This window comes from Aneurinibacillus danicus, assembly GCF_007991215.1.
In the GTDB taxonomy this organism is placed as follows: domain Bacteria; phylum Bacillota; class Bacilli; order Aneurinibacillales; family Aneurinibacillaceae; genus Aneurinibacillus; species Aneurinibacillus danicus.
On record NZ_BJXX01000202.1, the window covers coordinates 1 to 13,448 of the forward strand.

General features: G+C 42.5%; 17 protein-coding genes and 1 pseudogene. 7 read left to right on the forward strand and 11 right to left on the reverse strand.

What is annotated here, in order from left to right:
- The 11 genes and pseudogenes from ADA01nite_RS20070 to ADA01nite_RS20110 form a co-directional block, all read right to left on the reverse strand.
- Positions 1-318 (reverse strand): annotated as a pseudogene (locus ADA01nite_RS20070) (hypothetical protein); the annotation flags it as partial.
- A 29-nt stretch (positions 319-347) separates the two neighbouring features.
- Positions 348-1,796 (reverse strand): hypothetical protein, encoded by a 1,449-nt coding sequence (locus tag ADA01nite_RS20075; RefSeq protein ID WP_146812214.1) that lies wholly within the window; start codon positions 1,794-1,796, stop codon positions 348-350.
- Positions 1,797-2,896: 1,100 nt separating this feature from the next.
- Positions 2,897-4,609, reverse strand: coding sequence for a terminase large subunit domain-containing protein (locus tag ADA01nite_RS20080; RefSeq protein WP_146812215.1), 1,713 nt, complete (start codon positions 4,607-4,609; stop codon positions 2,897-2,899).
- Complete coding sequence (locus ADA01nite_RS22300; protein WP_170230393.1) at positions 4,606-4,758, reverse strand: hypothetical protein; 153 nt, start codon at positions 4,756-4,758, stop codon at positions 4,606-4,608. Before ADA01nite_RS22300 ends, ADA01nite_RS20080 begins: the two co-directional genes overlap by 4 nt.
- The gene (locus tag ADA01nite_RS20085) at positions 4,755-5,366 is read right to left on the reverse strand and encodes a hypothetical protein (RefSeq protein ID WP_146812216.1); all 612 of its coding nucleotides are present in this window, start codon (positions 5,364-5,366) and stop codon (positions 4,755-4,757) included. The genes ADA01nite_RS22300 and ADA01nite_RS20085 overlap by 4 nt, the downstream gene beginning before the upstream one ends.
- A 93-nt stretch (positions 5,367-5,459) precedes the next feature.
- Positions 5,460-5,765: a hypothetical protein gene (locus ADA01nite_RS20090; protein ID WP_146812217.1), complete on the reverse strand. Its 306-nt coding sequence runs from the start codon at positions 5,763-5,765 to the stop codon at positions 5,460-5,462.
- Positions 5,752-6,609 carry a S1 RNA-binding domain-containing protein gene (locus ADA01nite_RS20095; protein ID WP_146812218.1) on the reverse strand — a complete coding sequence of 286 codons (858 nt, stop codon included), beginning with the start codon at positions 6,607-6,609 and terminating at the stop codon, positions 5,752-5,754. Before ADA01nite_RS20095 ends, ADA01nite_RS20090 begins: the two co-directional genes overlap by 14 nt.
- Positions 6,610-7,104: 495 nt before the next feature.
- Entirely contained in the window at positions 7,105-7,359 is a 255-nt protein-coding gene (locus ADA01nite_RS20100; protein ID WP_146812219.1) for a hypothetical protein, read from the reverse strand.
- Between the two features lie 42 nt (positions 7,360-7,401).
- Complete coding sequence (locus ADA01nite_RS20105; protein WP_146812220.1) at positions 7,402-7,650, reverse strand: hypothetical protein; 249 nt, start codon at positions 7,648-7,650, stop codon at positions 7,402-7,404.
- Between the two features lie 5 nt (positions 7,651-7,655).
- Complete coding sequence (locus ADA01nite_RS22305) at positions 7,656-7,796, reverse strand: hypothetical protein (protein WP_170230394.1); 141 nt, start codon at positions 7,794-7,796, stop codon at positions 7,656-7,658.
- Positions 7,789-8,289, reverse strand: a complete 501-nt coding sequence (locus ADA01nite_RS20110; RefSeq protein WP_146812221.1) for a hypothetical protein — start codon at positions 8,287-8,289, stop codon at positions 7,789-7,791. Before ADA01nite_RS20110 ends, ADA01nite_RS22305 begins: the two co-directional genes overlap by 8 nt.
- A 457-nt stretch (positions 8,290-8,746) precedes the next feature.
- Here ADA01nite_RS20110 and ADA01nite_RS20115 point away from each other — a divergent pair, with 457 nt between their 5' ends.
- The 7 genes from ADA01nite_RS20115 to ADA01nite_RS20135 form a co-directional block, all read left to right on the forward strand.
- The gene (locus ADA01nite_RS20115; RefSeq protein ID WP_146812222.1) at positions 8,747-8,950 is read left to right on the forward strand and encodes a hypothetical protein; all 204 of its coding nucleotides are present in this window, start codon (positions 8,747-8,749) and stop codon (positions 8,948-8,950) included.
- 297 nt (positions 8,951-9,247) lie between these two features.
- Complete coding sequence (locus ADA01nite_RS22310; RefSeq protein WP_170230395.1) at positions 9,248-9,424, forward strand: hypothetical protein; 177 nt, start codon at positions 9,248-9,250, stop codon at positions 9,422-9,424.
- A 313-nt stretch (positions 9,425-9,737) separates the two neighbouring features.
- Positions 9,738-10,190 (forward strand): JAB domain-containing protein, encoded by a 453-nt coding sequence (locus ADA01nite_RS20120; RefSeq protein WP_146812223.1) that lies wholly within the window; start codon positions 9,738-9,740, stop codon positions 10,188-10,190.
- Positions 10,191-10,203: 13 nt separating this feature from the next.
- Entirely contained in the window at positions 10,204-10,377 is a 174-nt protein-coding gene (locus tag ADA01nite_RS22315; RefSeq protein ID WP_170230396.1) for a hypothetical protein, read from the forward strand.
- Positions 10,378-10,838: 461 nt separating this feature from the next.
- Entirely contained in the window at positions 10,839-12,542 is a 1,704-nt protein-coding gene (locus tag ADA01nite_RS20125) for a hypothetical protein (protein ID WP_146812224.1), read from the forward strand.
- 172 nt (positions 12,543-12,714) lie between these two features.
- Entirely contained in the window at positions 12,715-13,050 is a 336-nt protein-coding gene (locus tag ADA01nite_RS20130) for a hypothetical protein (protein ID WP_146812225.1), read from the forward strand.
- Between the two features lie 208 nt (positions 13,051-13,258).
- A partial coding sequence (locus ADA01nite_RS20135) for a hypothetical protein (protein ID WP_146812226.1) occupies positions 13,259-13,448 on the forward strand: 190 nt, incomplete at its 3' end.

Below are 13,448 nucleotides of genomic sequence, written 5' to 3' on the forward strand. Positions count from 1 at the left end.
TGATGGTTTTGGATTGCAGTAGTGCGTCTCGTCACGCCTGAGAATATCCTGAGCAAGATAAGGGATAATCGATTTTCGTTTTGGTATACCGATGTAGACATAGTTAAAGTACCGCTTACGCTCAAGTGCCTGGTACAAAAGCTCAAACGAGATACTCTTTTTCAACTCCACACATATCGTTACCGGATGCTTTCTGGCTACCACATCCGGCCTGCCAATAAGCATTGGTGCGGTTACTTCTGCATACACTTCATATCCGTTCTCCAAAAACCAATTCTTAACCGGCTCAAAAAGATCCGTCTCTTTCAGCATCTCCACCTACTTTCCGTCGCACCTAATCTACATGTCTAGCTCGAACTATCTCCTGTTTCCGAGCTTTTTCCACCAGCATCCGGGTTGCTATCGGTGCTTCCTTTTGGTGTTTCACCGTCTTTATTTTTCGGCACCACATTCAAAATTGGCTCTGATACAGCGTTGTGCCCGACAGCGGCCTGAGCAGCTTCATCCGCCGTCCACCAACCCATATTGTATTTAAACTGACAATTCAGCAGGTGAATTTGCTCAAACTGCGCACGTTCCAAATCGCTACGAAGATCAGCTTCCTTAAACCGAAACGTCACAACCCCTTGCTTACCGTGTAGATTAAGCAAAAGCGTAAATGCTCGGCTCAACAGTTTTGCTACCACATCCTGAATCGCCTTAACACTTTTGAGATACAATTTCACTTCGAGTTTAGCAAAACTCTCCGTATTCCCTGTGCTTCTCCGTCCAAGTATAGTCGTTAACGTCTTCAACGCAGCAGCAAGCAATCCATCGATGGCGGCCATTAACTTCTCCACATCAAACATCGCACCACCGCCGCCACTTTTACCACCGACCATTCCCATTTCAACACTGTCATAGTGTACGAAAGTGCTATCAGGCTCAAGCGACTCATACATCCCAATAATTTCCTGTAACTTATCCTGTAGATACTGCCGTTTTTTCTCCTCGTTCTGTCGAATGGCTGGCGGCATCCGCTTAAGCACTAGCTCTTCAACAACTTTAATATCCAGTCGCGGATATCCCTGGTTATGTACTACAGCTTTTATGTCATTCAACAACTGTAACTGAAACATAACGGTTTGAATGGCGTTCAAAAAAGGGCTTCTTCCGTTTGGGCTATCAATAAGTGGGTCAAGTGCTTCGTACAAAAAGGTGGGAATATCAAGACTTATGCTGTCCTGGTAGGGGATAAATCTATCGTTCTCAAATTTAAACTCAATAGTTGCCGGGTCAATCGGGGCGAAAAATGCAACGCCGGACATCGACTCTCCAAGTACCATCTCCAATGACGCAGCTCCTCGTGTCACTGTCGTCAATAGTAACTGGTTAATCACATTATCAAGCGATCTGTTATTCTCGTACCGTTCCGGATTCGGCATCGACAATGCCTGAATAAACTGGCTGATAATCTTTTTCCCTTGTGCAAACTCACCATCGCTATTCAACTTCTTCACGTTGATAGTGTAGTCAGTGTTTCCGATTCTCAAGAAATTCCACAGCGCAAAACCGACATCGGGATGTGCGTCGATAAGTAAGTCCATTAACCCGTCTACAGGTAATGTATTCAGTTTCCGCTCATCAAGACTTAACTCTCTCCGTACACGCCTTGGTACTGAATCACCCGTACGCAGTTTGGACTTTGTTATTCTGGCTCCACCAAAATCATTAACATTCGTCAGCGGTGCAGTAGACTTCGCCAATGCTTGCTTTTGTTTACTGCGTTTTCGTTTCGAATATCTACTTCTCGCCATCCCCGATCATCATCTCCCGTGCTTGCATCTCCATATTTTTATTATATTCAACTTCAAAAGTTAAAATCAACAAAGCACCTGTTTTCGATAAAAAAACTTTCCCATGTATTTTAGCCTTGTATAGCAATGTAAACACGAAAGTAGATAAATTTCACTACAGTAAGTTTCAAGTGCCATACAGGGGCATTTACGTGGTTTAGACGATGTATGGGACTTGGAATGTATCTCGACATGTGCGTACTTTGTTTTTAACAACAGTTTATTCGTTCTGGATGTAAGCTTTTGACTTCCACAGCAAGAAGCATGCAAGTGCTGAACCACACATGTATAGCTTGGATGATTTATGCTTTTTTTGATGACCCTCCTACGGTCACTTACCTCCTCCTCTTCTTCTCTTTTAATCTCTGTAGTATTCTTTGTAGTAATCTCTGTATTTGTCTTACGTTCAAACGCGGGAGGGTGATACCTTAGAACGTAGGAGGGTCATGCATTAGAGCGCAGGAGGGTGGTACGCTGACATCATACATATTTTTCCTTTTGATAGCACCAAACCGAGCCTTCTTCCTCTTCTCTTTTTTCTCTGTTTGTAATCTCTGTAGTAATCTCTGGTATTGCAGTAAGATTTTTTGAGTTTTGAAGTGAGAATTCCTCATCTTGAAGTGAGATTTTCTCACTTGCATGTTCGTCTATTCGTACTTGTATTTCGTTTTTAGATAGCACAAAAACAAGCTGTTATATTATTATTTTTTATAAAATATACAGAAATTTCAATCTAATTAGTGGTTATATCTACATCACACCCCACATATACTGTGGTATAACGTAGGTAACACCATAAGTCTCACCTACGTAATACATTTCTGGAGGTACGGGAGATGTATTTATTGTCCGTAGATTGCGAGAGATGCAGTGTCAAAGTATTTGATGGAAATAATGGGAAAGTCATCCCATCTGTAATTGGTTCAGGAAGAAAGCGTGATTTGAAAGAAGTTGAGCCTTCCGATAGTCAACTACACGTCAATTTATTGACGGATAGTTGACGGAGAAAATGATCGCTCAAAGTAAATAACCCGGCCAAGTGCCGGGTTATCTTTTATCTTTTATGTTCGCGAACCACGCACAGCCCCAAACAATCCAACATCCGCCGCATGGCTCTCGCTTTCTGGCTCATCCATCGAACAAATCCATGTCGCTGCTGCTCGCGCATCGGAAAAATCTTTTCCGTACCGCTTATCGTGGTCAATCTTCGAATCATTGATGATTTTGAGCTTTTTCAACTCCTGATTCGCATTCAATCGCTCACTTCCATCCGTAATTTGATGATCCAGTAGCTCAATATTTTGCGTATAGATAAGGCTGCGCAAGTTTTTGTATATCTCCACCTGAAACTGGTTCGAAAAGTTTTTATCTTCCGCATCTACTCCCAGTGAAATCAGTCTCTGTGTAATATCGGCCGAATTAAATTTATCGAACAGCGCCTTTTTGACATACACTTGGTTGCATATCATCTCAATTACTTCCGCTACGTTCATCAAATCAACCGGCAAGCGCTCCTTCTTATTTGGCCTCCATTCAATCAGTAAATCCTCTACTGGTTTATTCACAACAGTCGTGACAATTTCTCCGTTCACTGTCTCTTGTTTTATGGTTTGTTCACCATGCATCAAACACAACACATAACTATCCGTTGTTACACCACCGTCACCACCAAGATAGTAGATGTAATCCGGGTTGAGTTGTAGGTTGAATATGTCTAACCCGACAAAATGAACTTCGGTTTCGTTTTTCAGCATGCGAGTCGTTACTTTCGGTTGAATCACAACATCCGGACACTGTGCAATTTTACCAGGCACCACTACGTAATCAATTTTTTCCGGAAACTCGAAGAAGCCCGCCTCCGCTTCCGGCGCAATACATTCATAACGCATCCTGGCATCTTCCGGGTTTTTATCATAAAACTTCTGTAAGCTTGCTCTTGAAACTTTCGGGTTAACTTCCCACGACTTGCCCTTAATCCCCCAAATATGCGGCGTACCTTCCTGTTCCCACTTCCTAAACTTCACATACAAAAAGTCACCCTGATGTCGCGGGAACGAGATGAATAGGAGAAGCATCCGATCATTATACCGTGTGGCCGCTGATGAACTGAACGTATCGTACACCTTATCCGCCTGTTCATACGGAATCCCGGAAATTTCATCAAACACGACGACCCACGGGTTTATACCCTCTAGTGTTTCAGCATCCGCATGCGTAGAGTGGGCCTTGATATCGTTGAAGAAGCGAATTATTGAGCGCATGGGCTGATACTCATACGGTGTACGCGGCTCACGGTCTACCCGTTTAAAGAATTTACACTTTGCAAGACGCTGTTTGAACTTATAAAAAAAGACCTCATTCGCCTGGTGAGTGTTGTTGGCGATATTGATGAGGTCGATTGGTTCTCCTTCTGCCAGACCTAGCGTTTCCTGCGGGTTGTTTAAGCAGTTTAGCAGATACGAAATCCAGCAGAACACAGCACTGAGCATGTAGTCCTTACCGCTGCCCTTTCCGAGCATTAAAAGCAATTCAGTTAAGTTTTGATCGGCTGCATCCGCATATCGATCATCCAGCGTAATCTTCCACATGACGACATCGTTAATCTTTTGGAAGATCTCTGTCTGCTTTCCTTCATACGGCGTAATGTCTAGATATTCTTTACAAAACGCAAACAAATCTAGCGGCTCCTCACGCCATATGCCTTCTCTTTCTTCGTAGGCTTCAGCAAGCTCCGCGAAATCACCAAGTAACTTATCTAAATCAAAACTATTCATAACCGCTCACCTTTTTTGCATGAGCAATTTTTACAATCGCATTTTCCTCCATCTTTGAAATACTCAGGACGCTTATATCCCTTAAAAAAATCTACCTTTTCCAACGTCTGGCCTACTTGCTTCTCCAATGTAAATCCACGTTCTTTCACTCTGCATCTCCTCCTTCTCCCATACCATCAAACCATGCCGAACTTTTCATCTCCTGCATCTGTCTCAGAATAGACGGCAATGCCTGCGGAGCTTCTTTCTTGACGGTTTCCAACACAATTTTCATGAACGTTCGCACATTGTTGTAGTCGGCTATCTCCTTCTGAATTTCTTTCATCATCTTAAGCCATTCACGCATCTCGCTAGACAGCGCCTTAAAGTGACCAGGATTAGGCAACGTGGAGTTTTCCAACGCTTCTTCTTCCAACAACTCCAATAAGTTTCTGCACTTGGCCGCAAACAAACTCACTTCGTAGATAATATCCAACTCAGCAGACACAGCCTGCACAATGCGCTTCTTGCTGCCACGAACAATTGTTTTCAATTCAGGAACTTTGTCCAAAAACCGCTTGATTACATACTTGTCCAGCTTTTCTCCTTCTGGAACAGCACCTCTACGATATAGCTCATCTACAATCTGTTGATAAGATAGCCCCATTTTTCGAAGCTCAATCACATCTTTTTCGAGTCCCCATAACTCTATTTTTCCGATACTCCCTCTTGGAACAATCGCCTTTTCACTCTCTGAAGTCTTTTCTTTCTCATCCATGACTACCACCACCTTTTACGGTTAGAATAGACAAAAAAAGAGACAGCTTATTACCAGCTATCTCTTCAATAATATTTTTATTTTCTATTACGTTCATTGTCTAGCGTACAGATCGACAATCTCCTGTAAACGGTGCTCCACATCGCTCCATCTCATTGTCGTACGGATCAAAAACCTACCATCTTCAACTCTTACACATGGAAAAAAAGCTTTATCATTCCGAACATATCTATATTTTCCAAACTCAATAATAATCTCTCCGTCTACGACGATACCTGGCAAAATATTTTTGGTTTCTTTAATTAATTCATCAGTAGGAGTAACCTTCTGAATACGCTTTAAATATTCTTCTGCTGCATGATTGGAAGAAAAATAAACAGTAAAGTTAAAGTTCATCACTCGCTTTTTTCTCTATTTGATTTAAAAATATAAGTACAGGATCTACTTTGAAATCTTTTAAATCTGACATTAACATCATAAGTTTAACTGGCCCATACTTTAGATAAAGATTATTGATTTTCTCCCTCGCTATTGGGGAAACTGGACCTAAATATTTATTCAAATATTCAATAATATCCTCGATATACTTAGATTCTATTTCATGAATTTTATTATTTATTATATTGGTCGTAGTATGTAATTCGTTATTTTCTACTGATTTTCCTAAAGGTTGCTCATTTATTTTTGCTTTTTTACTTTTTAAATCTATTCCTTTAGTCGTTATAGAGACACTATTATCCTCTATTTTGTATATATATGCTTCGAATATATCACCAAGTTTAAATAATCTAGGTAAATCCTCTTTTTCAATATAATCTGTACTAACATTTGAGATATGAAGAAGGCATTTTACTCGTCCTAATTGAGCAAAAACCCCATAATGGGTAATATCAGTAGCCGTAACCTGTACTAAATCTCCAACCTTTAATTCTTTAGGAGATTCTACGTATGTAATAGGCTTTTCTCCTTGTTTATTAGCCTTCTCTTCAATATCTTTACTTTTTAACAAAGCTTCACTCTTTTCATCTAGGTTCTCATAAATAAATTCTCCATCTCGTTCCAAAATATAAGGTCTTATTTCTTTGTAAAAGACTGTTTTAACTGTATTAAACGTCTTTCCATATGTTTCAGCAATATCTTCCAATACTTTCTTTATCTCTCCTCTTTCCCCGTCGTTATTATTCATCATATCTAATACAGCTTCAATCAGCTTACTTCTCCATTCTACTGCATCGCGGGCCATACGTCTTTTCCCTCCTTGTTATTCATAGACTATACTCTGTTATTAATTGACTATATTCACATGTTAACATATCAAATTTAATCAAAGTAATGAATATCGTCCAAGTTTTTTCAGCATTTTTAGATAATTATTTCCGATTTTGTAGTACTTCGTTACCATATTCGACACCAAAGTAGAAACTTATACTTTTGAAATATCACTACTTTGCAATAAAAAAAGCAGGAGATTCAACCTCCTGCAAGGCGTTTCAACATATACTCTTGTCCAATACTCACCAAAAAAGAGGCAAATCCTGAAGCTAGTGCGAAGAATAGAAGGTGTATTGCCACTCCATGAAACAGCCAGTAGACAAACAACCCACACCAAAATCCGTTGCAAAACGGGCAACTCGTCCACTTCTCGCATAGAGGATGCAGGTTGCGAAACCAATCTCGTGGCCGCTTGGTTGACTTGAACTCGATCAGGAAGAACCGAAGCGCTAATGCATAAAGCAACTCAATTTCCACGTAAATCCTTCTCCAGCAATTCAAGTTCTCCGCGTGATAGTTTTACTTTCCCTGTTTCCTGTGTCCCAATCGTAATCATGTCATGCTTACACATTGTAAGTACACCAACGACATAATCCAGAAGCCAACCGCGCTCTGCTGTGAGCACACCGCCAAAATCATCCTTCACCGTATACATCTCCTGTTCTACTTCCACCACTGGGCAACAGCTATTCTCTGTGCAAAGTGTAAATGTACGTTTCATCTCACATCATCTCCTTTACTTTAGTAAAACCAAGCAAACACACTACTCCTTCGATTCTTTCAGCAACTCTTCTGCATTTTCAAGCATGTATGCAGATACCTTTTCATACCCTTCTGTGTTGATCTTTTCGGTGAATCCTCTGAATTTTACTCTGGCTGGATAAGCAGATTTAGCGATGCCGTTATCATCAACATCTATAACAATTGCCCATCCAAAAGTGTGCAGGAAAGTATTTATTAGCCAAAACAAACCGCTGTCTCTGAACTCCTGCCAAGACCTTTCATTGACCATACATATCATCTCCTATTTTTAAATGCAGAAGCATTCATTTTCAGCTCACCAGTTTTCTCGTCTAACTCAGCAGTAATTCCCATGCTCTTCAACTCATCTTGAAGTTTTCGAGCATTTTCTATTTTAGCTTCCAAGCGCTCATTCACATGCTTCATCTCCTCGTATCTTATACCCTACAACCTTTCCTGCAACATTGACAAACTCTACAATTTCACTTGCAGGAACGTATACCTGTATATCAGATTCACTATGTTTTTCCTGTACATCAATATTATAGCCGTAAGACGGTTGCCTTTTGATGTATTCGCTTATATTCGCCTGACTCATGTACATCTTCACCATAATGGGCTGTCGGATTGATTTTACCGTCGCAAAGCCCATATTTTCCGGTTCAATACCTAACATCTTATTCATTCGCTTTGCCAACGCCGAAATCTCCTGCTCTACTTTAACGCCGCTCTCCTTCAGCTTCAGCAACAACTCCATATGCTCTTTCGCCTGCTTATACGGTGTTACATAGTCATTTAACGGTTTGAACTCCTGCTCTCCTACTACATACTTCTCATTCATCTCCATCTTCATCATCTCCTCATCTTCAAAATCGTGATGGTAGACAAAATACGAATATCTACTTACCATCTACTCATATCATAGCACACCGCAATAAATTGGAACAAAAATTTTCCACATAAAAAATTCGGGCTCACTTCTAAGAGTAGACAGTTTTTCAGTACAAATTTTGAGTTTTACCAGACGCGCAACAGAGTTGACCCAAAATTTTATATATGTGCTCGGGAACACCCCCGGCGCGAAGCGCCGGAACGCAATCTGCTAGGCACTGGGGGGGCTAAAACCCGCGCCAATACTTGACTTTCGCCACCACTGCCGCACACCAGGCGAACGCACACAGCGGCAGTCGGCAAACACGAACACAATGCGAACAAACATCATAAAGTGCAAAAAAATTATGGTTGCTGCTTTTTTTCTGCGCAAGCATAGTTAAGCCAACGGCACGACAAGACAGCAAGAAAAAAACGACATACGCAAGCAAGGCGCAGGATGCACACGCAGTATAAAGTATGCGGATGGCGCAGGGTTGGATAGGCGGTCCACTCCCGCCGCAACAAATGCGGCTACTACAAGCAAAAGCAAACACCGCCCGATGCGGGAACGCTCGCATCATGTGCGCGACGGTACAGCGCACGATCACAACATCTCTATAGTCGAAGCGGAAAAGGTAGCGTGTGAAATCCATCCAGGTCGGAGTAGCTTCCCCCGGCTGGCAGGAACGCGAAAGTGAGGAACTGCACCACACGCGAAGCGGTTGCAATGTTCGATGGCTGCTCTTTGATAACTGAATAATTGAGCCTACGGGCTAACTAACGGTGATAAGGTGAACCGCCGCGCACGCTCTGGAAAGACGTAGCGAAAAAAACCTAGTAGCGGCATGCTGGCGAACGGTTCGGATAGACGTAGTAACAATTGCACTACTTTAGGAAGCGCATCGACAAAGGGGGCAGATATATGGATATTCCCTTCCTTCCTCGTTCCCCACCATGGGTCATGAGGATTCTACTGTGAAGGGAGGTGAAGGCAAATGCAACTAGATTGGATTACGATTCTTGCGGTTAGCGGACTCTTTTTATCCCTTTGTATCGCATACAAAAGCTTCAAGATCAGCTTCAAGTGGAATAACATCGAGTTGAACATCGAAGCAAGCAGGGAGAAAAAAGAAGAATCCGACGCGGACACATCGGATTCCGAACAAAAATAACCGAGGGGAAGGCGGGTGAAAGTTTAGCCCACTTCCCCGCCTTCTTCCCTTACCAGTAGTTTATTCGATGTAACCCCAAACATGCAAGAAAGAAGGTGATTTTTATGGTTTGGCTTCTAGCAGTTACAAACGTACTGCTGCTCATCGCTTTGTTTATCTTGCATCGCATAGATAAACGTCTTTGATTCCTGGGGCTTCCGCCCTTTTTGTCGATGCGCTTCCTCTACTTCAATCTACCATAATACACATTATGGTGGGTAGCAGTAGGCAAAACAGGGGATGAACCCTAATTCTGTATAGGAGATGATATGATATGAAACGAATTAACGTGTATTCTGTAGAGTTGGTAAGAGATAAAGCCGCACTGTATGACATCGAGAGCAAAAAGGTCAATTCGCCAGATGCAGCGTATGACATAATCGAAAAGGTGTTCAGCCTATCCCGCAAGCCTAACGAGCATTTCGGGATGCTAGCACTCAACACAAAAAACGAGATTGTCGGCGCACACTTGATTTTTGCAGGGTCTGTGAACAGTAGCGTAGTACACCCGCGCGAGGTATTCCAGCGGGCATTGCTCAATAACGCTACGTCCATCATAGTATTCCACAACCATCCAAGTGGAAAGCCGGATCCTAGCCGAGAAGATATCGAAGTCACGCGGAGATTACAGGAAGCAGGCCGTATTGTAGGTATCGAGCTGCTTGACCACATTATCATAGGAGATGGAACATATTATAGCCTGAAAGCGAAAGGGCACATGGCTTGAGGAGGTAACGGAAATGACATATTGGGAATGGATTGACGACATATTCATCGAGCATCACAACTGTATGGGCATGGACATGAACGAAGTAGAAGAGATCATGCAGGATAGCACGCCAGAGCAACGGAAAAAATGGCTGGATAAACCCGGGTACGATGTTAGCACGGACGACTACAAAAATGCTTTTTAGGCGCAGGAGCTTGTACGGCTCCTCTCCCCTGTTCTGCCTACTGCAAACTGCATTGTTCGGATATTCGAGCGCAAGTGATGTATCCGGCTAGCTGAACGAGTGGCATTTTCGAGCGAAAAAGGCGAATGATAAAGGGATATACAGATGCAAATGTGCGGTATATTTAGAGATGGCATCCGGGCACAACGCACGTTGAGTTTGTATCCGAGTATGTGGGCGGCAGTAGTAACCCCTTCTTCTCTCTTCCCTCTTTCACCGTTAATCCCACTCGTATTCCTACTATCTAGACGCATATTCCTCCCCTTTATCATCTTTTAGTGGTAGGATATGGGCGATACTAGGAAGTAGCGTTCGTTGTATCAGTCGCTATCCATAGCATTAGATGTAGGTATTTTTTAAGCAAATTTCAAATTCCTGATTTTACGTTTAGTGAAATCGGGACAAAAAAGGAGATGATATGTATGTCATACTATGATAACCAGGAAGCGAAAGTAAACTTGATGCATGCGCTTGTAAAAAACGGCTGGAAAGTGTTTGGTTACAAACCGGACCAATCGGATATGATGGTAGACTACTGGTCCCCTGCTCATTGGAATGGGATCGCAGAAAAAGACGGCTTTGTTCTGGTGGTAGACAACCGCACTACCAGCTATAGCGGTCACAAAGTGGTTGAGCGAAACTACAAACAATCGGCTATCAATCAAGACCGTATTCGAGCGAAGCAATCCGAATCCGAGACTATAAAGGAAGTATACCCTACTTTCCAGCACGGAAACCCGCGCGGCTGCAATTGGCACATCGAAAAAGACGGCGCGATCGTAGACAAAGGCACAGGAATCTTTTCTTGTTACCAGGCGAACGATCGCAAAAAACAAGAAGCAATCATCGAAAAGTTTGTGTCTCGTTTTGAAAAGGCGATTCGTTCCGCTGCTGAACTGGTAGCGGAAGAAGTAAAACAAGTCGTAAAAGTCACGAAGCCGGTTGAGATCGAGCGCAAGAGCTTCCAAGTAGGAGATTTAGTGAAATTTGATTGGTTGAACGGATTTTACAAAGTCCAAAAAATCGACATATACGGTGATAAACTTGCATACTTTTTTATCCGCTTAGGGAAAAAATATCAAGAGTTGAAAGCGAACGGGAAGAACAATTTTTATATCACTGCTAAAAACATTGAGCGTTATATCGAACAAGAAAGCGCAAAATTATTTGAATTACGCGAAGTGGAAGAAGTAACCTCTAAAACCGTCTATAAAAAAGCGAAGCGCAAACAGCAGCAGTCCAGCAATGCAAGCGTTATGTCTATTACTGGTGAAATAGCAACAGATTCCGAAGACGCTGAAATATCCACTCGCCCAGGCGTAACCGTCACGCTAAACGAGAAGAAAAACGGCATCGAAGTATACTTCGACTCCAAACCAGCGCTGGAAGTTCTCGCACAACTCAAAGCGTATGGCTTCCGCTGGTTCCGTCCGAAAAAATCGTGGATCACCAAGCAGACACCGAAGCGCTTGGAATTTGTGCAATCCCTCGAGCCAGCACAAGAGAAAGTGGTCGAGTCTGTCGAATCGAGTATAGCAGATACCAGTGCAGACTATTCGCTAATTAATCCTCGACTCACCGATGCACAGCAAGCAGTACTGGACGTCCGTTTGAGCAAACCGAACGTAAAACCACTGCGCCTATTCCAGGACAAAGACGGCTATGCCATTCTCGAGTGTATGAATACATCTCTTGAAACGCCGTATCCGTTTTGCTTCATGTGGGATAAAGACGGCAACCAAAAACGCGCCGGGGCTGCTGAAAAATTCAATCTTGAGGAATTCACATTAATTCGGGAGTACCAATCTACCCAATCGCAAAGCATTGAAAATGGCACTATATTCTCGCACCCGGACCTCACATCCAAGCAAAACGGGTACATTTCCAAGCGTCTGGCTCACTGGCAGAAAACAGGTGTTGGCGTTCCGGTCCGCTTGTATAAATCTGCTCAGTACGATTGGGCGCTACTGGAGTGCATTCACCGCGATGGAAAAACGATGTACATGCGGATTTTCAACGGATACGCAGACTTCATCTATAACTTCCGATTCATAAATCGCGATAGCTTTATTCCAATCCATGACTTCACCACAGTAGAACAGGAGGTGATCCAATGTACCGTGTAATGTTCGTCTACACTGGAAAAGTCCGGGACGTTCGCCAGCTGCTTCGAGAAATGCGCACTCGCCTGGAAAAAAGCGTACGGTAACACATTGTTGGTATGTTTGAAAATGTCAGCGGATACTATGTAAGTATATAAGTGATCGAAAGTAGATATTTAAAAGGAGATGTATGCTTATGTCAGATGCATTAACCTCGCCGACGCATATTACCATTCCTGAGCACCTATACGGTAGCCAGTATTGGCGACCTGTTATTTACCTTTTCACCCAGCACACTAAACTAAGACAGTATATCCACTATGTAGACTTTAAAGGTGAGCGTATCGACGTTACCAAACTCAAACGCGCTGCACGAGTGTGGTCTCAAAGTGAAAAGTTCATACTTTCACTGGCGTTACACTGCTTTAACGAGCGTAACAAAATCAATCTGGGAGATATGGATTACCTCGATAGCTATCACAAACGTATGGTCTTTGAAGCACTTCACCTACGTTACGGCGGAAGAGGGTAACACGATCAGCTATCCAGGCGATATACTCACGGTTCCAAAAGTTCTGGCAGCAGGGATGAGAAGGAATGTTTCGTCCTCTCTCCCTCTCCTTTTCTCTAATGCATTAGCGCAAATCTATTAAAAAACAGGATATTTCACCTTCTCGCAGAATATATAATGAGTAACATCTATACGAGTATCTAAACCTGTACCGAGGAGATGCGATATTATGTTATCTGAAAAGACAATTCAACTCATTGAGCGTATAAAGCGTGGTATAGAAGAAAAAGACATCGACTGGAAATTCGCTATTCTAATGATAGAGGAAATGCTAGAACAAGGGCAAATTCAGAAAGATGACTTGCTTGAAGCTATTGAGTTACTGGTAGATGGTGATCATTACATACTCCTTGCGGCAA